20 protein-coding genes are annotated in these 20,922 nt (G+C 68.1%); 5 read left to right on the top strand and 15 right to left on the bottom strand.

Going from position 1 to position 20,922, the window contains the following annotated elements; all coding sequences use genetic code 11:
* Window positions 1-217: 217 nt before the first annotated feature.
* Window positions 218-862, bottom strand: coding sequence for a hypothetical protein (locus RMCN_RS13260; RefSeq protein WP_067389849.1), 645 nt, complete (start codon window positions 860-862; stop codon window positions 218-220).
* Between the two features lie 136 nt (window positions 863-998).
* On the opposite strand from RMCN_RS13260, the gene RMCN_RS13265 reads away from it, so the two are divergent.
* Entirely contained in the window at window positions 999-1,370 is a 372-nt protein-coding gene (locus RMCN_RS13265; protein WP_067389852.1) for a DNA-binding protein, read from the top strand.
* Window positions 1,371-1,414: 44 nt separating this feature from the next.
* Entirely contained in the window at window positions 1,415-2,152 is a 738-nt protein-coding gene (locus RMCN_RS13270; protein ID WP_064348408.1) for a hypothetical protein, read from the top strand.
* A gap of 19 nt (window positions 2,153-2,171) precedes the next feature.
* On the opposite strand, the gene lipL is transcribed toward RMCN_RS13270, so the two are convergent.
* Genes lipL through mutA form a run of 4 tightly spaced genes read right to left on the bottom strand, consistent with a single transcriptional unit; the run spans window position 2,172 to window position 8,573 of the window.
* Window positions 2,172-3,446 carry an esterase/beta-lactamase LipL gene (gene lipL, locus RMCN_RS13275; RefSeq protein WP_067389855.1) on the bottom strand — a complete coding sequence of 425 codons (1,275 nt, stop codon included), beginning with the start codon at window positions 3,444-3,446 and terminating at the stop codon, window positions 2,172-2,174.
* Window positions 3,447-3,493: 47 nt separating this feature from the next.
* Window positions 3,494-4,486 (bottom strand): methylmalonyl Co-A mutase-associated GTPase MeaB, encoded by a 993-nt coding sequence (gene meaB, locus RMCN_RS13280; RefSeq protein ID WP_064416246.1) that lies wholly within the window; start codon window positions 4,484-4,486, stop codon window positions 3,494-3,496.
* Window positions 4,487-6,754 carry a methylmalonyl-CoA mutase gene (gene scpA / locus RMCN_RS13285; protein ID WP_064416247.1) on the bottom strand — a complete coding sequence of 756 codons (2,268 nt, stop codon included), beginning with the start codon at window positions 6,752-6,754 and terminating at the stop codon, window positions 4,487-4,489.
* A 1-nt stretch (window position 6,755) separates the two neighbouring features.
* The gene (gene mutA, locus RMCN_RS13290; RefSeq protein ID WP_067389858.1) at window positions 6,756-8,573 is read right to left on the bottom strand and encodes a methylmalonyl-CoA mutase small subunit; all 1,818 of its coding nucleotides are present in this window, start codon (window positions 8,571-8,573) and stop codon (window positions 6,756-6,758) included.
* 99 nt (window positions 8,574-8,672) lie between these two features.
* On the opposite strand from mutA, the gene RMCN_RS13295 reads away from it, so the two are divergent.
* On the top strand, window positions 8,673-9,419 hold the full coding sequence (locus RMCN_RS13295) for a TVP38/TMEM64 family protein (RefSeq protein WP_064416249.1): 747 nt from the start codon (window positions 8,673-8,675) through the stop codon (window positions 9,417-9,419).
* A gap of 48 nt (window positions 9,420-9,467) precedes the next feature.
* Complete coding sequence (locus RMCN_RS13300; RefSeq protein ID WP_064416250.1) at window positions 9,468-10,664, top strand: phytanoyl-CoA dioxygenase family protein; 1,197 nt, start codon at window positions 9,468-9,470, stop codon at window positions 10,662-10,664.
* Between the two features lie 6 nt (window positions 10,665-10,670).
* On the opposite strand, the gene RMCN_RS13305 is transcribed toward RMCN_RS13300, so the two are convergent.
* Window positions 10,671-11,879 carry an SPFH domain-containing protein gene (locus RMCN_RS13305; protein WP_064416251.1) on the bottom strand — a complete coding sequence of 403 codons (1,209 nt, stop codon included), beginning with the start codon at window positions 11,877-11,879 and terminating at the stop codon, window positions 10,671-10,673.
* A gap of 30 nt (window positions 11,880-11,909) precedes the next feature.
* Window positions 11,910-12,341 carry an NfeD family protein gene (locus RMCN_RS13310; RefSeq protein WP_064416252.1) on the bottom strand — a complete coding sequence of 144 codons (432 nt, stop codon included), beginning with the start codon at window positions 12,339-12,341 and terminating at the stop codon, window positions 11,910-11,912.
* A 60-nt stretch (window positions 12,342-12,401) separates the two neighbouring features.
* On the opposite strand from RMCN_RS13310, the gene RMCN_RS13315 reads away from it, so the two are divergent.
* The gene (locus tag RMCN_RS13315) at window positions 12,402-13,250 is read left to right on the top strand and encodes an Rv1486c family protein (RefSeq protein WP_064416253.1); all 849 of its coding nucleotides are present in this window, start codon (window positions 12,402-12,404) and stop codon (window positions 13,248-13,250) included.
* Here the strand turns inward: RMCN_RS13315 and RMCN_RS13320 are convergent.
* From RMCN_RS13320 to ripB, 8 genes are all read right to left on the bottom strand, one after another.
* Window positions 13,247-14,236, bottom strand: coding sequence for a ferrochelatase (locus RMCN_RS13320; RefSeq protein WP_067389861.1), 990 nt, complete (start codon window positions 14,234-14,236; stop codon window positions 13,247-13,249). The two genes, RMCN_RS13315 and RMCN_RS13320, sit on opposite strands and share 4 nt — an antisense overlap.
* The gene (inhA, locus tag RMCN_RS13325; RefSeq protein WP_067389863.1) at window positions 14,233-15,042 is read right to left on the bottom strand and encodes an NADH-dependent enoyl-ACP reductase InhA; all 810 of its coding nucleotides are present in this window, start codon (window positions 15,040-15,042) and stop codon (window positions 14,233-14,235) included. The genes RMCN_RS13320 and inhA overlap by 4 nt, the downstream gene beginning before the upstream one ends.
* Before the next feature lie 29 nt (window positions 15,043-15,071).
* Complete coding sequence (gene fabG1, locus RMCN_RS13330; RefSeq protein ID WP_067389865.1) at window positions 15,072-15,851, bottom strand: 3-oxoacyl-ACP reductase FabG1; 780 nt, start codon at window positions 15,849-15,851, stop codon at window positions 15,072-15,074.
* 60 nt (window positions 15,852-15,911) lie between these two features.
* A complete protein-coding gene (locus tag RMCN_RS13335; RefSeq protein ID WP_064348395.1) occupies window positions 15,912-16,922 on the bottom strand; it encodes a VWA domain-containing protein in 1,011 nt (336 codons plus the stop codon).
* A gap of 23 nt (window positions 16,923-16,945) precedes the next feature.
* Window positions 16,946-17,953, bottom strand: coding sequence for a VWA domain-containing protein (locus RMCN_RS13340; protein ID WP_067389868.1), 1,008 nt, complete (start codon window positions 17,951-17,953; stop codon window positions 16,946-16,948).
* A gap of 21 nt (window positions 17,954-17,974) precedes the next feature.
* Window positions 17,975-18,922 carry a DUF58 domain-containing protein gene (locus tag RMCN_RS13345; RefSeq protein ID WP_064416258.1) on the bottom strand — a complete coding sequence of 316 codons (948 nt, stop codon included), beginning with the start codon at window positions 18,920-18,922 and terminating at the stop codon, window positions 17,975-17,977.
* Window positions 18,919-20,067 (bottom strand): chaperone MoxR1, encoded by a 1,149-nt coding sequence (gene moxR1, locus RMCN_RS13350; protein ID WP_064348434.1) that lies wholly within the window; start codon window positions 20,065-20,067, stop codon window positions 18,919-18,921. Before moxR1 ends, RMCN_RS13345 begins: the two co-directional genes overlap by 4 nt.
* A 135-nt stretch (window positions 20,068-20,202) precedes the next feature.
* The gene (ripB, locus tag RMCN_RS13355) at window positions 20,203-20,910 is read right to left on the bottom strand and encodes an NlpC/P60 family peptidoglycan endopeptidase RipB (protein ID WP_082681011.1); all 708 of its coding nucleotides are present in this window, start codon (window positions 20,908-20,910) and stop codon (window positions 20,203-20,205) included.
* Window positions 20,911-20,922 lie beyond the last annotated feature (12 nt).

The following is a 20,922-nucleotide window of genomic DNA, read 5'->3' on the forward strand; positions in this document are numbered from 1 at the left end:
CACGGGGACGACGTCGCGCCGGTGCGCGAGCGCCGCGGTACCACCCCGCTTGCGCACCTCGAGGTCGCGATGTGCGCCGCTCACTTAGGGCGTTGACGGGCCCACCCGTTCGGTTCTACTGGGCTCACGCCGCCGCAGAGCTGGCGGCGCCGAACTGTTCTTCCGAAGGCTCCCCGGTGATGGCCGGATCCAAGCCGTTGACGCCGATCTTACCGAGTCAGTTTGGGGGCAGCGCGTCCGATGTCATCTCGACGAGCGCGAGCGGGAACTGCTCGGACAGCTCCTCGACGGTGTACTGCTCGAAGCGGCTGGTGTCGTACCACCAGTCGACCCGCACCTCACCACCGGCGCGGTAGACCCGCACCTCCAACGCATGACCGAGGCCGGGCGGCGTCTCCTGCACCGGCACGGTGTCCGACGGCAGTTCGCCGATGTAGTTGAAGTACACCTCTGGCGAAGCGGCCACCTCGCGCTCCGAGGCAGCGGCCAGCGTCTGGTGCACGGAGGCCAGTACCTCGGTGGCGGTACCGTGCTGCCCCGTCACACACACCAGCGGTACGGCATCGAGTAGGGAGCCGCGCTCGCTCGCGATGTCGACACGGACAACGCCCTCGCCGAGCGTGCGGGCGATGGTCCTGCTCAACGCGGCGACCAGGATTTCGTCAGCCGGCAGGCCGAACCATTCGGTGGCCCCGTCGAGCTCGGCCGTCAACTCCTCGCCTGCGGGGGTTGAAACCTTGACCATGCCGGCGGAGCCATCGGCGTCCGCAGCGTCGTAGTCCGTGACGCGGACCGTTGCCGTAGCAAACTCGCCGAGCGGGCGCAGAACCTCTGTCGGCGAAGCCAGGTAGGGAGCAACCATGCGACCAAAGATAGCTCAGGTGTCCCAGAAATGGGAGACACCTCCCAAAACTGTGACGCCAGTGTCAATATAGGCAAACTCCTCCAGTTTGCGGACCGCACTGCCCAAACCCGGGACGTTGGTTTAGAGTGGACGAGTGCCTCGGACAGACGAGAACGGCAGACAACTCAAAGCGCTGCTCGACTACCTGCTCGACGGGGACATCGAAGCCAAGGACATCTACGACGCGCTGGGCACGTCCAGCAGCACGTACTACCGCCGGATCAAAGAACCGGACTATCCAGACGCCGAGGAGCTGCGGCGGGTCGCCGACCGATTCGGCCTGAACTATCCCGACCTGCAGATCAGGTTCGGCCTGATGACCAGGCAAGAAGTGCTCAGTTACGTCGAATACCTCGAACGCACCAACGGTTCGGGCCAGACGGCCGTGCGGGAAACGACCAAGGCGCGCACCCGGATTCCCCGGCTCTCCGAACTGCGACCGCGGAGTGACGCTCCGCCCCTTTAGCCGTACACTTTGCCCAGTACTGCAGCAGCTCCGAAGGCACCCCTATGGCTTTGGCGACCCTGATCGCGATCACGCTTTGCTGTATCGCGTGGAGCCTGTGGATTCGCCGGGTCACCTGGTCCTCCCGTTGGGAAGTCGCCGCCACCCTCAACATCGCCCTGCAGGGCATGGCCGTGCTGTTGATGTCCCCCTGGGCCTCCGAAACGCTCGGGGTCGCGCTGCACGCGCTGACCGGGAAATGGAACCTCGAGGACTTCATCGGCCACGACTGTTACATCGTCGCCGCATCGGCCGTCGTCTACAACGCCCTCGGGCGCCTGCAGGACGACCACTCGCTCCAGAGGTCGTTCAAGCAGTACGTCGAGATTCCGGCCACGCTGTGCATCCCGCTGCTGCTGGTCACGTTCTCCCTCGGTAACGGCGCGCGCATCTTCAAGCGGGACTTCTTCCAGGTGCCCACCGACTTCTGGCTGAACACCTACTGGCTGATCCTGTGCGGCATCCTGATCTACCTACTGGGCTACGGCAGCCGGGCCCTGTTGGTGCTGCGCAGGGATCCGCGGTCGCGCAAGATCGCCAACGTCTACCTGATCTCGTCTGCCGCCGGCATCGCCGCGTGCATCGTGCGCCTGCTGACGGCCTACATCCCCGCGCTGCAACAGCACGACGGCGGCGCGACCCTGGTCTGGGTGTTCGCGTGCATGTGCGGCGCCGGTTTCGCGCTGACCTCGGCGGAGTCCTGGCGGCAGAAGACGAAGTGGTTCAGCAGCGCGTCCCAGTGACTCAGCCCGCGAGCGAGCGCTACAACGCGACCGGCCGCGACACGCTGTAGAACGGCGCGCCCAGATCGGGCACCGTCTGATAGCCGCGCCTGCGCGCCCGCGCCGCGTCCCGCCGGATCAACACACCGAGCCCGGCGAACGTCGCCTGGTCGAGCACCATCCGCGTGAGCAGCCGGTTGTGCACGAAGCCGAACGCCAACCCGCTGCTCGGATCGGCCCAGCCGACCGAACCGGCCAGCCCGGCGTGGCCGAATCCGGGCATCACACCCGGCGGCAGCGGGAGCGAGTGGTAGCCCAGATTGAAGCTCAACGGCACGAAGATGTTGCGGTCGGGCCAGTAGCTCGCCCGGCCGGTCAGCGCCGCGACCCGCTCCTCGGACAGGAACTGTTTGCCCTCGATGCGCCCGCCGTTGGCGATCGCGCCGTACATCTTGGCCAGGCTCCTGGCGGTGGCGACACCGTTGGCGGCGGGGATCTCGGAGTCCAGGAACGGGGTGTCCCCCTGAACCACGGACTTCATGCCCGGGAAGTACATCGAACCGAACATCCCGGACACACCGAGGGCCGCGACGCGCGGGGCGACGAAGTTGAACACCGGGTTGGCGAGGGCGCCCTGCGGGGCGAGGATCTGGGCGGCACGCGTCGGCGCTTCGGCCGGCGGGCGGCCCAGGTGCAACCCGTCGGTGTCGAGCGGCTCGGCCAGCTCCTCGCGGATCAGGTCGCGCATGCCCTTCCCGGTGACCGCTCGGCCCAACCCGGACATCAGCCAGCCGTAGGTCAGCGCGTGATAGGCCTGATGGCCGAACAGCAGCTTGTTGACCGGCGCGGCCGCCACGCGCTCCTCCATCACCCGATGGTCGAGCAGCTGCGCCTTGGTGCATCCGTTGAGGTGCGACAGCCCGGCCCGGTGCTGCATCAGCTCGCGCACCGTGATCGCGGCCTTGCCCTTCACGCCGAACTCCGGCCAGTACTCGGCAACGGGCGTGTCGTAGTCGATCAGCCCGCGATCGGCGAGTCGGTGGATGACCGTCGACGCCATGCCCTTGGTGACCGAGAAGACCATCGCACCGGTGTCAGCGTTCCAGTACTGCGTGCCCCGGCGGTCCGAGTAGCCGGTCCACACATCGACGACGGGCTCACCGTGCAGGTAGATCGATAGGGCGCCGCCACCGTAGCGAGGGCCGGGGAACAGTCGCGAGAAGCCGCGCAGGGTGCAGGCGAAGTTGGAATCGGCAGCGCCCTGGACACCGTGCGGGAGCGCGGCGCTGCGCTCCCGTTTGTTGACACCCGTCACAATTTATTTAATTTACTCGTAAGCCCGGCAAATAAACCTGCCGTTACCTATTTGTTAGGTTCGCGCATGTCAGAGGCATCGAGCAGGTGTTGCGCAGCAAGCGCGGGGGTCAACTCCCCGTCCCGCACCTGACGTTCGATCTCGGCGCGCACGCGCTTCACGTTCGGGTTGGACAACACCCGGTCGAGCACCGCATCCCGCACCATCGACCAGGTCCACTCGACTTGCTGAGCACGGCGTCGGCTCTCGAACTCCCCCGCCTCGGTGAGCACGTCGCGGTGTTTGAGCACGGTCGCCCACAGCTCCTCGAGGCCCGTGCCCTCCAGCGCGCTCATCGTGAGAACCGGTGGGCGCCACAGAGTTTCGCGGGGATAGATGAGTCGGATGGCGCCGGAGAGTTCGCGGGCAGCCCGTTTGGCCTCGATCGCGTGCTCACCGTCGGCCTTGTTCACCACGACGATGTCGGCGAGCTCGAGAACACCCTTCTTGATGCCCTGCAGCTGATCGCCGGTGCGCGCGAGCGTCAGGAACACGAACGTGTCGACCATGTTGGCGACCGTCACCTCGGACTGCCCCACGCCGACCGTCTCGACCAGGACCACGTCAAAACCGGCCGCCTCCAACAACACGATCGTTTCGCGGGTCGCCTTGGCGACGCCGCCGAGCGTGCCCGAGGTGGGCGATGGGCGGATGTAGGCGTCGGGGTGCACCGCCAGCTGTGCCATGCGGGTCTTGTCGCCCAGGATCGAGCCCCGAGTCCTGGTCGAGGACGGGTCGACGGCCAGCACCGCGACGCGGTGTCCCTGGTTGATCAGGTACATGCCTAGCGCCTCGATCGTCGTCGACTTGCCGACGCCGGGCACCCCGGTGATCCCCACGTGTAGCGAGCTGCCCGCATGCGGGGTCAGCTTCAGCAGCAGTTCCTGGGCCTGCTCGCGGTGGTCGACACGCGTCGACTCCACCAGCGTGATGGCCCTGGCCAGAGCGGCGCGGTCGCCGTCCGCCACGGCGGCCGCAAGGTCGGCGGTCGGATCGGCCATCTAGTCGAGGCGGTAGCCCAGCCGCTCGGCCAGCTTGTGCAGGAGGCCGACCGCCGCGTCGGCGATCACCGTGCCGGGCGGGAAGATCGCGGTGGCCCCGGCCGCGTAGAGCTCGTCGAAGTCACCGGGCGGGATGACCCCGCCGACCACGATCATGATGTCGGGCCGACCGACTTCGGCGAGCGCTTCGCGCAGCGCGGGCACCAGGGTCAGGTGCCCGGCGGCGAGCGACGAGACACCGACCACGTGCACGTCGTTGTCGGCGGCCTGCCGCGCGACCTCCTCGGGGGTGGAGAACAGCGAGCCGACGTCGACGTCGAAGCCGATGTCGGCGAAGGCGGTCGCGATCACCTTCTGCCCGCGGTCGTGGCCGTCCTGGCCCATCTTGGCGATGAGGATGCGCGGCTGACGACCGTCGGCTTCGGCGAACTTCTGCACGAGGTCGGTGGCTTGCGTGATGTTGCTGACCCCTTTACCCCCCATCTCATCTCGGTAGACGCCGGCGATCGTACGGATCTCGGCGACGTGGCGCCCGTAGACCCGCTCGAGCGCATCGGAGATCTCGCCGACGGTGGCCTTGGCCCGCGCGGCGTTGATCGCCAGGGCCAGCAGGTTGTTGCCGAGCCCATCGGAGCCCGCCGGCTCGCGGGTGCCGGCCGCCCGGCTCAGCTCGGCCAGCGCGGCGTCCACCTCCGCCTGGTCGCGATCGGCCCGCAACTGCTGCAGTTTGGCGAGCTGCTCGGCGCGCACGCGGCTGTTCTCGACCTTGAGGACCTCGACCTCGTGATCCTCGTCGACCTGGTACTTGTTCACGCCGATCACCGTCTGCTGGCCGGAGTCGATGCGCGCCTGCGTGCGCGCGGCGGCCTCCTCGATGCGCAGTTTCGGGATGCCGTCGGAGATCGCCTGGGCCATCCCGCCGTGCTCGACGACCTCGCCGATGTGCATCCGCGCCGCGGTGGCCAGCTGGTGGGTCAGCCATTCGACGTAATACGAGCCGCCCCACGGGTCGATCGGGCGCGTGGTGCCCGACTCCTGCTGCAGCACCAATTGGGTGTTGCGCGCGATGCGTGCCGAGAAGTCGGTCGGCAACGCCAACGCTTCGTCGAGCGCGTTGGTGTGCAACGACTGGGTATGCCCCTGCGTCGCGGCCATCGCCTCGATACAGGTGCGCGCGACGTTGTTGAACGGGTCCTGGGCGGTCAACGACCAGCCCGATGTCTGCGAATGGGTACGCAGCGACAGCGATTTGGGATTCTTCGGGTTGAACTCGGCGACCAGCTCGCTCCACAGCAGCCGGCCCGCCCGCAGCTTGGCGACCTCCATGAAGAAGTTCATGCCGATGCCCCAGAAGAAGGACAGCCGCGGCGCGAACTTGTCGACGTCGAGCCCGGCATCCAGACCCGCCTTGATGTACTCGACACCGTCGGCCAGGGTGTACGCCAGCTCGAGATCGGCTGTGGCACCGGCCTCCTGGATGTGGTAGCCCGAGATCGAGATCGAGTTGAACTTTGGCATCTTGACGCTGGTGTAGCCGAAGATGTCGGAGATGATCCGCATCGACGCCTGCGGCGGGTAGATGTAGGTGTTGCGAACCATGAACTCTTTGAGGATGTCGTTCTGGATGGTCCCGGCCAACTTCTCCGGCGGCACGCCCTGCTCTTCGGCGGCGACGACGTACAGCGCGAGGATCGGCAGGACGGCGCCGTTCATCGTCATCGACACCGACACGGTCGACAGGTCGATGCCGTCGAACAGCTGGCGCATGTCGAGGATGGAATCGATTGCCACGCCTGCCATTCCGACGTCACCCTGAACGCGTGGATGGTCGGAGTCGTAACCGCGGTGGGTGGCAAGGTCGAACGCCACCGAGAGGCCCTTCTGACCCGCGGCGAGGTTGCGCCGGTAGAACGCGTTGGACTCCGCGGCGGTGGAGAAACCCGCGTACTGCCGGATGGTCCACGGCTGGTTGACGTACATCGTGGGGTACGGGCCCCGTACGAACGGCGGTTCACCCGGGAACGTGTCGAGCGGATAGCCGGCGGCCGCGGCGGCGTCGCGGTCGGAGCCGATGTAGACGGGCTTGACGTCGATGCCCTCCGGCGTCACCCAGTCCACCTGGTCAGCGCTGTACCCGTGCGTCGCGGCGGCCGCCTCCACGTGTGCGGTGACGGCGGCTTCGGTCGGCGCTTCGGCACGCTTCTCGCCGTGCAGCGGGACGTCGGCGAAGCTCCCGATGGTCTTTCCGATCCCGGCTGTGGCAGTCACCTCAGGCCCCCAATCTGGTGAGCAGGTCCGACAACGTGGCGACCGCGTCGATCTTCGCGGTCAGGTAGCCGTCCGGTTTGGAATCAGCTTGCGCGACGGCCTTTTCCGGCCCGGCGAGCAGCACATGCGTTACGCCGGCCGCGCGCGCCTCTTCGACCGCGGCCGAGGCTTCCTCGGCGTAGCGGGCGTCGGTGCCGCAGATCACGGCGATCGGCGGGGTCTGATCCGCCTCGGTCACCGCTTCGATACCGCCCGACGCAAGCAGGTTCGCCGCGAAGGTGGTGCGCACGTTGTGTTCGGCGAGCGGACCGAGCGGCAGCAGCAGCACCTCGGGTCGGGCCCCGGTCTTCTCGAGGAAGGCGTCGGAGCGGTCCCGCAGTTCCTCGAAGCCCGCCGCATATCGGGCCACACCGGGCAGCGAATCACCCTGCGGCAGAGCCGGATCGGCGATGTTGGGAAACTCGTTCACCCCCGTCAGCGCGGTGCGCCGGTGTGCGATGTCCTCGGCGCGCCGCTCGGCCACCTCGGCGATCTGGGATGCGATGTGATCACGGGCCTGTTCGAAGCCGCCGCGGGACTCGATGTCCTGGAAGTGTTTCCAGGCCTGCTCGGCCAGTTGCTCGGTGAGGTCCTCGACGTGCCAGGAGCCCGCCGCCGGGTCGAGCACGCGGCCCAGGTGCGATTCCTCGAGCAACAGCAGTTGGGTGTTGCGCGCCATCCGGCGCGCGAAGCTGGGGGCCGTCCCCGGAAAGCCACCGGGAATCGCGACGTCGAACGGGTGGACCTGGATGGTGTCCGCCCCGCCGACACCGGCCGAGAAGGCGGCCACCGTCGTTCGCAGCATGTTCACCCAGGGATCGCGCTTGGACATCATCGGCAGCGACGTCGTGGCGTGCAACCTGACCGCACCGTGCTCCGGCGCCCCGACCACCTCGGCGGCCCGGGCCCACAGCAGGCGCGCGGCCCGCAGTTTGGCGATCGTCATGAACTGGTCGTCGTCGGCGGCGATGCGGAAACTGATCTGCCGCAGCGCATCCGCGACACCGACGCCGCCCTCTTCCAGCGCCCGCAGGTAGCTCACGCCCGCGGACACCAGGCCCGCCAGCTCCCACGACGCGTTGGCGCCGAGGTTGTGGAACGCGGGTCCGTCGACGGTGATGGCGCGAACGCCGCCGCGGTAGTCACCGAGTCTGGCGGCGGTGGCCACGACGTCGGCGGTCTCGGGAGCCACGCGTCCGCTCAGCGGTGACGTCAGCGGGTCCGCGCCGAGGTCCACCGAGAGCCGGGAGCGCTGATCGTCGTCCAGGTCGCTCAGCAGGCCGAGCACCGCGTCGGCGGCCGGAAGGTAATCGGGCCCGGCGATCTCGAAGAACACGGGGACGAGGTCGAGGAAGACGCCGTCGAACAGCCGGTCGAGCTCGGCGGGCACGACGCCGGCGGGCGCACCGACGCGGATGACGAGCGCGCTGACCCCCTCGGTGAGGCTGAGCAACACCGCGCCGTTGTGTTCGGCCACGTTGCCGGGCCCGTTCGCCGGAAACGCCTCGGCGACTTTCCAGCCGGCCTTGACGTCGCGCAGTGCGTCACCACCACGCACGAACGGCCACTGCCCGGGCAGCGGGGGTTCGGGTAGCGCATCGGCGCTCGTGTACAGCGGGCGGATCGCGAAGCCGTCGTAGGTGGGCGAATCCAGCAGTCGCTCGGGTTCGGCGGGTAGATCGGCGGGATCCCGCCGGGTGCTCTTTGCCAGCACCGCGGCCACCGCTGAGCGCCAGCGCTCGCGATCGGCCTCGACCACAGTGGGTTTCTGCACGATCATCAGGCTAAATGATCGCAGTCACAGCGGTGTCCGCCGGTCGGCCGACTCGCGGGCTCGCGAACAGGTGACTGCGGCCGCGGTTCCGTAGTCTTGGTAGACGTGAACTCCGTCGTCAGCACCCTGCGCGCGGTCCGCGGCGCGGTGATCGCGACGCTTTCGAGCGTCTCCAGGGCGCGTCTCGTCGGTTCCCTGGCGGCGATTGTGATTCTCGTCGCAGTTGCGTTGCTGGTCCCGATGCCGACCGCCGTGCAGTTGCGTGACTGGGCCACCTCGGCCGGGCCGTGGTTTCCGCTGGCGTTCTTGGCCGCCCACATCGTGGTGACGGTGTTCCCGTTTCCGCGCACGGCGTTCACGCTGGGTGCGGGCCTGCTCTTCGGGCCGGTGCTGGGGATTCCGCTGGCGGTGACGGCGGCGACGATCAGCGCGGTCATCGCGGTGCTGCTCGTGCGCGCGGTGGGTCTGCGACTGGACCGGGCGGTGCGCCACCCGCGAATCGAGTCCGTCAACGCGCGGCTACGCGAACGCGGGTGGCCGACGGTGCTGTCGATGCGGCTGATTCCCGCCGTGCCGTTCGCCGTGCTCAACTACGCCGCCGGCGTGTCGTCGGTGCGCGTGCTGCCGTACGCGCTGGCCACCCTGGCGGGACTGGTGCCGGGCACCGCGGCGGTGGTGATCCTCGGTGACGCGCTCACCGGCAACGTCAGCCCCCTGCTCGTGCTGATCTCGTTCTGCACGGCCTGTTTGGGCGTGGCAGGTCTGGTCTACGAGGTCCGCGTGCACCGGCGTCATCAGCGCGAGCGGACCATCGCACCGGAGGCCGAAGAGGCGCTCCGCCTGACGCGGTGAGGTGCACTTGATCGGGAGGGCCGGAACTTCCTACGCTGTTTTGCACACATGAGTGTCGACGTACGAACGAGGGTCGACGGCGAGCCCGCGCTTATTGAGCCCGCCGAATTCTTCGAGGCCACACTCCCGCGACTGTTCGTCGACTCGAACGAACGGCTCGCGCCGTCGCTTCAGCAGCGGCCGCCGCGACCGCTGACCGTTTCGGTAGACGATCAACGCTGGACTCTCGGCGTCGACGGCCGGCGCATGACATGCGCGAGAGGGGCGGCGACCGGCACGGAATTGCGCATCGACGCAGAGCAGCTGGCGGCGCTGGTCAACGACCAGGTCACCCCGATGGGATGGCTGACCACCGGCACCTTGCAGATCGCCGGGCAACTGTCCGACGTTCTGGACTGGTGGCTCCTGCTGCGAGCCGCACTCGACAGCACGACCCCTCATGTCAACGGCGCCGTCGTCTTCAAGGATCGCGACGGCGAGCAACTGGACCTGAAACACTGCTACACCCCGGACGATCCAGCCGACGAGATGGCCTGGTTCCTCGAACAAGCCGGCTACCTGCACATCAGGGGCATGTTCAGCCAGGCGGAGATGGCCGCCGTCTCGACCGAAATGGATCTTGCCGCACCGCGCTACTTCGAAGGCGACGGGCGTTCGTGGTGGGCCACCCTCGAGGACGGGAGCAGCGCGCTGGTCCGGATGCAGGGGTTCGATGCGGAATCTCGAACAGCCGCTGAGCTCGTCGCTGACGAACGCCTCTTGGGAATCGGTGGGTTGACCGGTGACGGCCACGTCTTCAGCGGGTGGGAAGGCAAACGCCTCGAGGCGCTTTTCAAGCCGCTCGGCGTCACACGGGGGATTTCAGATGTCCCCTGGCACAAGGATTGTGCCCTCGGCCGGCACAGTTATGACTGCTGTGGGCTGACGGTCGGCATCTCAGTGACCGCGGGCGGTGCCACGTCGGGCCAGCTGCGCGTCGTCGCCGGTTCGCATCGAGCCCTCGTGTGGCCGGCACCCAGCCTCCAACCGGGTCTCGACCTTCCCGTCGTCGATCTGGCCACCGAGGCCGGCGATGTCACCGTCCACCTGTCGTGCACGTTGCACATGGCCCAGCCACCGGTAGAACGGGATCGGCGGGTGATGTACACCAGCTTCAGCCTTCCGACAATCGACACCCACGCCCAGGTCGGCCGTCAGCAGGTGAAGCGGATGGCCGACGCGGCGCCGCTGAACACGAGCCAGTGAGCCCGGTCAGCGGGAGTGCGCCCCGCCGCCGGATTCGCGTTCCTGCGGCGCGGGATTCGGCTGCTGCTGGCCGATTCCGGGAAACGACGGCGGTGGGGTGACGGCCGCGGGACCGTCCACCGACGTGCGCGCCTCGGCTTCGGCCTTCGCCACGGCGCGGGCGATCTCGGGATCGGTCTCGGTGTTGAACCAGTCGGCGACCTCGTCGTCGTCATCCTTGACCGGCACGTCGTCGACCGGCGACGGCGTGTAGCGGAACACGCCGTCCTCCCCCGGCGCCCCGAGTAGCTTGGTGAAACCCTGTAGCGCCGAACCGAAGTCGCTGGGCACCAACCAGACCTTGTTCGCCTCACCCTTGGCCATCTGGGGCAGGGTCTGCAGGTACTGGTAGGCCAGCATCTCCGGCGTAGGCCGGCCCGCCTTGATGGCCGCGAACGTCTTCTCGATGGCCTTGGCCTGGCCCTGGGCCTGCAGGTAGGCGGCGGCGCGTTCGCCTTGGGCGCGCAACATGCGCGACTGGCGGTCGGCCTCGGCGGCCAGGATCGCGGCCTGCTTGGCGCCCTCGGCTGCCAGGATCTGGGCCTGCTTCTGGCCCTCGGCCTGTTTGATGGCCGATTCCCGGTTGCCTTCGGCGGTCAGGATCATCGCGCGCTTCTCGCGGTCGGCGCGCATCTGCTTTTCCATCGAATCCTGGATCGACGGTGGTGGGTCGATGCTGCGCAGTTCGACGCGCGCCACCCGCAGACCCCACCGGTTGGTGGCCTCGTCGAGCACGCCGCGCAACGCCGTGTTGATCTGGTCGCGCGAGGTCAGCGTCTGCTCCAGCGTCATGCCGCCGACGAGGTTGCGCAGCGTGGTCGTGGTCAGCTGCTCGACGCCGACGATGTAGTTGCTGATCTGGTAGACGGCGGCCTGCGGATTGGTCACCTGGAAGTAGACCACCGTGTCGATCTGCACGGTCAGGTTGTCCTCGGTGATCACCGGCTGCGGCGGGAAGGACACCACCCGCTCGCGCAGGTCCACCCGGGCGCGGATCCGGTCGATGAACGGCAGCAGCAGCGTCAGCTGACCGGACACTGTCTTGCTGTAGCGACCCAGCCGCTCGATGACCGCGGCCTCGGCCTGCGGTATCAGCGCGATCGACTTCGCGACGATGATGGCGGCGAACACCACCAGCACGCCGACGAGCACCAGGCCCGCGACGGCACCATCCATGACGATTCCTTCCCTCGTACCCAGTGAGTCCTAGGCGAGCCTCTGGACGACGGCGGTGGCACCGTCGATCTGCACGACGGTCACCTGGTCGCCCGGTTCGTAGACATCGTTCTCGTTGAGGGGGCGCGCGGTCCAGACTTCGCCGTCGAGCTTCACCTGGCCCTCGTGCTGGGCCACCCGGTCGAGCACCAGCGCGCTCTTGCCCTCGAGCGCCTTGGCCGGATCGGGTAGGCCGCCGCCGGCCTGGAAATGCCTGCGCAGCGCGGGCCGCACGAGCACGAGCAACAGGATGGACACGACGGCGAACACTGCGCCGTGGACCCACAGGTCGTCGAAGATCAGGCTCGACCCGGCGGCGGCCAGCGCCCCGCCGCCGAGCATGAGCAGGAACAGGTCGCCGGTCAGTGCCTCGGCACCGGCGAGCGCCAGCGCGGCAATCAACCAAATCAGCGCAGCGGGCATGACACCACCCTATCGTCGTGTCCGACCGGCTGCGGGCGTAACAACTACACTTCGAACATCATGTGGTGTCCCAGTGTTTCGCTGTCGGTGTGGGCCAATGCCTGGTTAGCGGGCGTGGCCGCCCCCGACGATGTGCTCGACGCGCTATCGCATTGGGCGCCAAAGCATTCCGTAACCGCCTATGATTCGGTGGCGGCCGGCGCGACCGGTTTGCCCTGGCCCGATCTGGTGGATACGGGCGCGGTGTCGCTGTTGCAGACGCTGCGCACCGCCGCCGGTCCCGGCCTGACCGAACCGCCGATCGGCCTGGCGCTGCCGGTCCCCGGCGACGTCCGGGGTCTACCCGCGGGCACCCAGTTCCAGCGCGACGCGGTGACGGCGGGTGAAGCCATCGTCGTCTCCGGTCCGGGGTCGATCGGCCTCGTGCCCGACTTCGAATACGACGAATTCGATGACGAGGACGAGTTCGACCGCGACCCGTGCGGGCTGTCGTGGACGGTGTACTCGATACCCGATGCGTCCACGTCCGCCGGATACGGCGACCTGGCCGAGGCGGAGTACGCGCTACGGTCGGCGGTCCGCTCGGCGGCCGACGCGCTCGGGGCACTGCGTGCCGGCGCGGCCGAGATCGACGTGGAGGATCCCCGCGGACTGGTCGAGCAGACGCTGGAATCCACCCGCATGCACCGCCTTCCCGACCACGCGCCGCACCGGGCGGCGCGCGTGCTGGAGAACGCCGCGCACGTCGACGCGATCATCTCGGTCAGCGCCGGGCTCATACCGATCGGGCTGCACAGCTCCGCTGAGGTGCAGATCGCCAACGACGCGCTGCGGCCGCTGTCGACCGTGGTGCGCTCGGCGCGACTGGCCGCGATCGACGCGGTTCTGCATTCGGCCTGGCAGGGCTAACCACAGGCCGGCGTACAGACCACGCCGTCGACCGAATACCCCTGCAGCGGCGGTGGATTCGTTCCGGAAACCCGTACGGGGTCCCGGCCGTCGCGTAACTCGGCGAGCAGCTCGGCGGCGACCCGCGCGAGATCCGCGTTGGGCGTCGCCGCCCTCGCGAAGCCCATTCCGGCTGCTTCGGCCTGTTCGCGCAGTTCGTGGTCGAGGTCCCACACCACCTCGATGTGGTCGGCGACAAAACCGATCGGGCAGACGATGACGGCTGTGGCGCCGTTCTCGGCGAGGGACGAAAGATGGTCGCCCACATCGGGTTCCAGCCACGGCACCTGCGGCGGCCCGGAGCGCGACTGCCACACCTGGTCGTAATCGTCGTATCCGGCCGCGGCCGCCACCAGCGCCGAGGCATACCCGACCTGTCGCTCGTAAAGCTCAGTGCCGCAGCGCGACCGCGCGGCCAACGGAATCGAGTGCGCGGTGAACACCAGGCGGGCATCCTCCGGCACCGTCGCTGCCGCAGCCGTGATCGCGTCGGCGAACATCTGGACGAACAGCGGATGGTCGAAGTACTGACGCAGTTTGATCAGCTGCGGGGCCGAGGCACCCGCCGCCTGCCGCCCCCGCGCGATGTCCTCGACGTACTGCGTACAACTCGAGTAGCCGCCCCACGCGGACGTGGTGAACACCGCCGCACGGCGCACCCCGTCGTCGCGCATCGCGGTCACGGTGTCCTCGACGTAGGGCTCCCAGTTGCGGTTGCCGAAGTACACGGGAACGTCGACGTAGCTGCGCAGCCGCTCGATCACCGCCCGGTTGATGCCGTTGATCGGTGAGACGCCGCCGAAATGCAGGTAGTGCTCGGCGACATCCGCCAACCGCTCCGGCGGGATGCCACGGCCGCGGGTGACGTTCTCCAGGAACGGAATCACGTCGTCGGGACGCTCCGGCCCGCCGAAGGAGAGCAGCAGGACGGCGTCGAACTCGGTCACAACAACTGCGTGCTGGCGCCGCCGTCGGCGTAGATCACGGTGCCGGTGGTGGCCGGCAGCCAGTCCGACAGCAGGGCGCACACCGTCTTGGCGACCGGCGTGGGGTCCTTCATGTCCCAGCCGACCGGTGCGCGCTGATCCCAGCCTTCTTCGAGCAACCGCATCTGCTCACCGGCCTCGGCGCCGAGCGCACCGCCGACGATCGCACTCATCGCCAGCGTGCGGATCGGTCCGGCCGCCACGAGATTGGAGCGCACACCGTACGGTCCGGCTTCGCGCGCGACGAAACGGTTCACCGACTCGAGCGCACTCTTGGCGACCGTCATCCAGTTGTAGGCGGGCATCGCGCGGGTCGGGTCGAAGTCCATGCCGACGATGCTGCCGCCGCGGTTCATGATGGGCAGCGTCGCCTTCGCCAGCGAGGCGTACGAATAGGCCGAGATGTGAATGCCTTTGGCGACGTCCTCGTAGGGCGCGTCGAAGAACGGGTTGATGCCCATGCCCGACTGCGGCATGAAGCCGATCGAGTGCACCACGCCGTCGATCTTGTTGCCCTCGCCGATCACCCCGGTGATGCGCTCGGCCAGCGTGTCGAGGTGCTCGTCGTTCTGCACGTCGAGTTCCAACAGCGGCGCCGGGTTGGGCAGCCGGTCGGCGATCCGCTGGATCAGCTTCAGCCGGTTGAATCCGGTCAGCACCAACTCGGCGCCCGACTCCTGGGCGACCTTGGCGATGTGGAACGCGATCGACGAGTCGGTGATGATCCCCGTGACGAGGATGCGCTTGCCTTCGAGCAAACCGGTCATGTGAAAGTCCCTCTCCTTCGCGAAAAGATCTAATGGCCCATACCCATGCCGCCGTCGACGGGGATCACCGCGCCGGCGATGTAGCTCGCATCCTCGGACGCCAGGAAGCTGACCACGCCGGCCACCTCCTCGGCGGTGCCCACCCGCTTGGCGGGGATGAAATCGAGCGCCCCGGCCTGGATCCGCTCGTCGAGGGCCCGGGTCATCTCGGTGTCGATGTAGCCGGGCGCGACGACGTTGGCGGTGACGTTGGCCTTGGACAGCTCGCGGGAGATCGAGCGGGCCATGCCGATCAGGCCGGCCTTGGCGGCCGCGTAGTTGGCCTGGTTGCCGATGCCCCACATGCCCGACACCGAGCCGATGAAGATGATCCGGCCGAAGCGCTTGCGCTGCATGGTGCGGGATGCCCGCTGCGCCACCCGGAACGCTCCCGTGAGGTTGGCGTCGATGACCTCGGTGAACCGCTCTTCGGTCATGCGCATGAGGAACGCGTCCTTGGAGATGCCGGCGTTGGACACCAGCACCTCCACCGGTCCCTGATGCTCCTCGACCTCTTTGAATGCGCGGTCGACGGCGGCGTTGTCGGTGACGTCGCACACGACCCCGAACAGTCCTTCGGGGACTCCAGAACCGCGGTGGGTGACGGCGACCTTGTGGCCGTCGGCCGCGAGGCGCTGCGCGATGGCCAGGCCGATGCCACGATTGCCGCCGGTCACCAGCACCGAGCGGGCGACGAAAGGCGGACGACCACCGGCCGATTCGGACTCGGCGGTCGCTCCTGTGTCATTGCTCGTCGCGTGCGCAGTCATGCCCGCCAACCTATCGCCTGCCCGCCATTCCTAAGAAATCGCCTTAGTGAACGGGTGCGCTCACAGCGGTAGCCGGCGGTTGATCAGCAGGGCGGCCACCGCCGCCACGGCCGCGAACAGGGCACCGAGCCGGAGCCAGCCGGTGGTCGCCTCACCTCGCACGGTCTCGTACCCGATCTGGTCCTGGAGGGTGTCGTAGACCTTGTTCAGCTCGTCGAGGTTGGACGCGGTATAGGCCTCGCCGCCGGAGAGCTGGGCGATCTTCTCCATGCCCTCGTCGTCGACGGGCACCGGGACCCGCTCGTTGTTCACCTCGACCGACCCGTTCGGCGTGCCGAACGAGATCGTCGAGACCGGCACACCCTGATCTTTGGCGGCCCGCGCCGCGGTGAACGCGCCCTTCGGGTTGTCCGGGTTGTTCGGCACGGTTTCCTTGCCGTCGGAGAACAACACGATGTGCGCAGGCGGTGGCGTATCGCCGCCACCGATGACGGCGCCGACGGTGGAGATCGACGACAGAGCGGTGAAGATGGCCTCACCGGTCGCAGTCTTGTCGGCCACCTGCAGATTCTCGATGGCGCGCCGGCTCGCGTCGCGGTTGGTGGTGGGCGAGACCAGAACGTTGGCGGTTCCGGCATAGGCGATGACTCCGAGGTTGATACCCGGCGTCAGCTCGTCGACGAACCTCTTCGACGCCTCCTGGGCGGCGGCCAGGCGGCTCGGTTCGACGTCGGTGGCGCGCATCGACTGGGAGACGTCGATGGCCAGCACCACCACCGCGCGGTTGCGGGGAAGGCGCTGGTCGTGGGTGGGCCCGGCCAGGGCGATGGTGCACAGCAGCAGCGAGATCGCCAGCAGTGCCGCGGGCACGTGACGCAGCGGACTGGGCCGATGGGGCGCGACGCTGTCGAGCAGTTCGGTGTTGGCGAAGCGCTGCAACCGCTTTCGCCGGGCGATCTGGGCTGCGGCGTACAGCCCGGCCAGCACCAGCAGGACCACCAGGAACAGAAGGAACCACCAGATGTGCTGAAAACCGGTGAGCGACAGCGGTCCCAGCAGTGGAATCGTCATGTCAGATCGTCATCCCTTGCGAATCAGTTCGGCAGACGACGGTTGATGAACAGGGCCGCCAGCGTCGCCATGGCGAGCGCCAGTGTTCCCAGCCGCAGCCACCCCACGCTCGCATCGCCACGGATCGTCTCGTAGCCGATCTGCTGCTGAAGGTTGGCGTAGACCTCTCGCAGCTGTTGAAGGCTCGACGCGGTGAACGCCTCACCGCCGGACAGGTCGGCGATCTTCTTGAGCATCTCGTCGTCGACCGGTACGGGCTGGCGCTGGTCGTTGATCTCGACATAGCCGTACGGCGTGCCGAACGAGATCGTCGAGATCGGCACCCCCTGCTCCTTGGCGGTGCGGGCCGCAGTGTAGGCGCCCTTGGGGTTGTCCGGGTTCGACGGCACGGTCTCCTTGCCGTCGGAGAACAACACGATGCGCGCCGGCGGGGGTTCGTCGCCGCCGCCGATGACCGCTCCGACGGTGGCGATCGCCTGCAGCGCCGTGAAGATGCCCTCACCGGTCGCCGTGCGGTCGGCGAACTGCAGTTTGTCGATCGCGGCCTTGGTGGCCTCCCGGCCCGTGGTCGGCGACACCAGGACGGTCGCCGTGCCGGCATAGGAGATCAACCCCAGATTGATGCCGGGGGTGAGTTCGTCGGCGAACTGCTTGGACGCCTCCTGCGCGGCCGCCATCCGGTTCGGGGCGACGTCGGTGGCCCGCATCGACTGCGAGACGTCCATCACGAGCATCACCACCGCGCGGTTGCGCGGGATGCGGACGTCGTGCGTCGGGCCGGCCATCGCCACCGTCAGCAACACCAGGCCGATGACGAGCAGGATCGCGGGCACGTGCCGCCAGCGCGAAGGACGTTTGGGCGCAACGCTTTCCAACAGCTCCATGTTGGCGAACCGCAGCATCCGCCGATGCCGGGCCAGCTGAACCACCATGTAGAGCCCGACGATTCCGAGCACCGCGAGTAGGAACAGGAAGAACCAGGCGTTTTCGAAACCCGACAGCGTCATGGGTCCGAGCAACGGCAATGTCATGTGCGCCTAATCATCTCGATATCAGGCGTGGCCCGCCAGCGCGCCACGCCTGCGGTTGGCGACGAACCGGACGACGTCGGCGATCCAATCGCGGTCGGTGCGCAGCGTCAGCAGCGGTGCATCGCATCGCCGCAACGTCCTGGCCACCTCCGCGCGGTGCGCCGCGGCCGCCCGCTCGAAGTCGTCGCGCAACTGTTCGTCGATGGTGAACTCACGGGTCGCCCCGGTCTCGGCATCCTGCAGCACCACTTCGCCGACCGCAGGCAGTTCGACGTCGCGCGGGTCGAGTACTTCGATTCCGAGCACCTCGTGGCGCCCCGCGATCGCCCGCAGCGGCCGCATCCAGTTGATCGGCCCGAGGAAGTCGCTGATGATCACGGCCATCCCGCGGCGGCGCTCGGGTCTGCGCAGCGCGTCGATCGCCGCGGCAAGGTCACCGCGGACACCGGCGGGCGCCTTGGGCATCGTGGCGATGGCGCGCAACATCTCCTGCTCGTGCATCCGGCCCGACAGCGCGGGCACCCGCCGCATGGTGTCGCCGTTGGCGATGATCGCACCGATCCGGTTACCGCCCCCGCTGTTGAGGAACGTGATCGCCGCGGCGGCGGCCACCGCGAGATCGCGCTTCTCGCAACCGGTTGTGCCGAAGTCGAGGCTGGCCGACATATCGATCACGAGCCAGGTCTCGAGTTCGCGGTCGGCGATCATCTGCCGCACGTGCGGATGCGTGGTGCGCGCCGTGACCGACCAATCCATCCGGCGCACATCGTCGCCGGGCTGGTAGAGCCGCGACTCCCCCGGTTCCGATCCCGGGCCGGGCAGCAGGCCGAGGTGGTCGCCGTGCAGCACGCCGTCGAGCTTGCGCCGCACCGTCAACTCGAGCTTGCGCAGCGCCGCGCTCAGTGCGGGGTCACGGATCTCGCCGCGCTTCAGCGACGGCAGATCAACGGAGCGCCGGGAACTGGTCACCGATTGCTGGCCGCACCAGCGGCGGCGGGCACGACGGGCGGCACCGAATGACCTTGCTGCGGAATGGCGTTCACCTGCGGCAGGGCCACGGTCTGCAGAATGCGGTTGATCACCGTCTCGGCCGAGATCTCGTCGGCCAGCGCGTCATAGGTCAACACCAGCCGGTGCCGCAGCACATCGGGGATGACCTCGACGACGTCCTGCGGGATCACGTAGTCGCGGCCCCGCACGAGAGCCAGCGCGCGCGACGCCGCGATGATGCCGAGCGATGCGCGCGGTGATGCGCCGTAGGCGATCCACGCCTTGGCGTCGGGCATGCCGAACTTCTCGGGCTGACGGGTCGCGGTCACCACCCGGACGACGTAGTCGACCAGCGCGTGGTGCACGAAGTTGTTGGCCGCCACGTCCTGCAGGCGCAGCAGGTCACCGGGCGCGAGGATCTGCTTGGGCTCCGGCGGCTTGACGCCCATCCGGTAGATGATCTCGCGCTCTTCCTCGGGCGACGGGTAGTCGATGTTCAGCTTGAACAGGAAGCGGTCGCGCTGGGCCTCGGGCAGCGCATACACGCCCTCCTGCTCGATCGGGTTCTGCGTGGCCATCACCAGGAACGGCTGGGGCAGCGGAAACGTCTTGCCGCCAATGGAGATCTTGCGCTCGGCCATGACCTCCAGCAGAGCCGACTGCACCTTGGCCGGGGCGCGGTTGATCTCGTCGGCCAGCAGGAAGTTGACGACGACGGGCCCGAGTTCGATGTCGAACTCCTCCTTACCCACCCGGTAGATGCGGGTACCGACGATGTCGGTCGGTACCAGGTCGGGCGTGAACTGGATGCGTGCGAAGGTGCCGCCCACCACCTTGGCGAAGGTCTCGACGGCCAGCGTCTTGGCCACGCCGGGCACACCCTCGAGCAGGACGTGGCCCTTGGCGAGCAGGCCGACCAGCATGCGTTCGACCAGTTGGTCCTGTCCGACGATGATCCGCTTCACCTCGAAGACGGCCCGCTCGAGCGTGTGGACCTCCTGCTGCAGACCGCCATTCTGGGAAGCCGGGCTCGACGGTGCGGCGTGTGAGCCCTGGTATCCCTGTGCCGGTGCCTGGCCGGGGTAGCCTCCAGGCCCCTGCGACGGCCCACTCGGTGAGGTCATCAACATTCCTTCCACATAACTCGCTGGTCAAAGCGGCGCAGGCCGGTCTGGGCTGCACGCTCGACGTCAACTATTCCAGGCACGACAGAATCCGTCGACGTTGCCCGATACCTTCAGGTTCGGCTCAGGTTGCGCTCAGGATTCGATGATGCGCGCCACATACGGCTGCAGGCCGGAGTGACGCACGGGGCCGACCGTGACCTTGCCGGCACTGCCCGAGGACTCGAGCATCTGACCGCCGCCCAGATAGATGGCCACGTGCTGGCTGCCGCCGGGACCCCAGAACAGCAGGTCGCCGCGCTTGGCCTGCGATGTCGGCACCTTGCGGCCGGTGTCGTACTGGTCGCCGGAGTACTTGGGGATCAGCACCCCCACCCCCGCGAACGAGAACTGGGTGAAGCCCGAGCAGTCGAACCCGACGGTGTTGGCCCCCGAGTCGATACCCCGGCTCGGGCCGTTCGGCTTTCCGCCGCCCCACGAGTACGGCACGCCCATCTGCGAGGCGCCGCGACGGATCACGTACTCGATCGCCTGCGGTCCACGCACCCGGCCCGGCGCGACGCTCGCCGTGGCCGCCTCCGGCGGCGCGAGACCCAAGGTGGTCAGGAACTTGCGGCCCAGGTTCATCGTGACCTCGGTGGCCTGGGCGGTCGCCGCGAGCGAGGCGTTGGCGATCGCGAGGGGATCGCCCGGGGCGCCGGCGCTGATCAGTTTGGGCAGCGTCGGATCCCACTGGCCGTCTTCGGGCGCCGACGCCGCCGGCGTCGCCAACCCGACGGTGAGTGCGACGGTCGCCACCAGCAACGCGCAACCGCCCAGGAACCGAATCAGCTTGAAACGCAAAGTTTTCCTAAC

It is taken from the genome of Mycolicibacterium novocastrense (assembly GCF_001570485.1).
Classification (GTDB): Bacteria; Actinomycetota; Actinomycetes; order Mycobacteriales; family Mycobacteriaceae; genus Mycobacterium; species Mycobacterium novocastrense.

What these genes read in the sequence shown, in the direction of transcription:
- RMCN_RS13335 (WP_064348395.1), bottom strand. Translation starts at nt 16,922, where the DNA reads ATGACGATTCCACTGCTGGGACCGCTGTCGCTCACCGGTTTTCAGCAC.
- RMCN_RS13300 (WP_064416250.1), top strand. Translation starts at nt 9,468, where the DNA reads ATGAGTGTCGACGTACGAACGAGGGTCGACGGCGAGCCCGCGCTTATT.
- moxR1 (WP_064348434.1), bottom strand. Translation starts at nt 20,067, where the DNA reads ATGACCTCACCGAGTGGGCCGTCGCAGGGGCCTGGAGGCTACCCCGGC.
- inhA (WP_067389863.1), bottom strand. Translation starts at nt 15,042, where the DNA reads ATGACCGGTTTGCTCGAAGGCAAGCGCATCCTCGTCACGGGGATCATC.
- RMCN_RS13310 (WP_064416252.1), bottom strand. Translation starts at nt 12,341, where the DNA reads ATGCCCGCTGCGCTGATTTGGTTGATTGCCGCGCTGGCGCTCGCCGGT.
- RMCN_RS13340 (WP_067389868.1), bottom strand. Translation starts at nt 17,953, where the DNA reads ATGACATTGCCGTTGCTCGGACCCATGACGCTGTCGGGTTTCGAAAAC.
- RMCN_RS13305 (WP_064416251.1), bottom strand. Translation starts at nt 11,879, where the DNA reads ATGGATGGTGCCGTCGCGGGCCTGGTGCTCGTCGGCGTGCTGGTGGTG.
- mutA (WP_067389858.1), bottom strand. Translation starts at nt 8,573, where the DNA reads ATGATCGTGCAGAAACCCACTGTGGTCGAGGCCGATCGCGAGCGCTGG.
- RMCN_RS13315 (WP_064416253.1), top strand. Translation starts at nt 12,402, where the DNA reads ATGTGGTGTCCCAGTGTTTCGCTGTCGGTGTGGGCCAATGCCTGGTTA.
- meaB (WP_064416246.1), bottom strand. Translation starts at nt 4,486, where the DNA reads ATGGCCGATCCGACCGCCGACCTTGCGGCCGCCGTGGCGGACGGCGAC.
- RMCN_RS13270 (WP_064348408.1), top strand. Translation starts at nt 1,415, where the DNA reads ATGGCTTTGGCGACCCTGATCGCGATCACGCTTTGCTGTATCGCGTGG.
- RMCN_RS13260 (WP_067389849.1), bottom strand. Translation starts at nt 862, where the DNA reads ATGGTTGCTCCCTACCTGGCTTCGCCGACAGAGGTTCTGCGCCCGCTC.
- fabG1 (WP_067389865.1), bottom strand. Translation starts at nt 15,851, where the DNA reads ATGACTGCGCACGCGACGAGCAATGACACAGGAGCGACCGCCGAGTCC.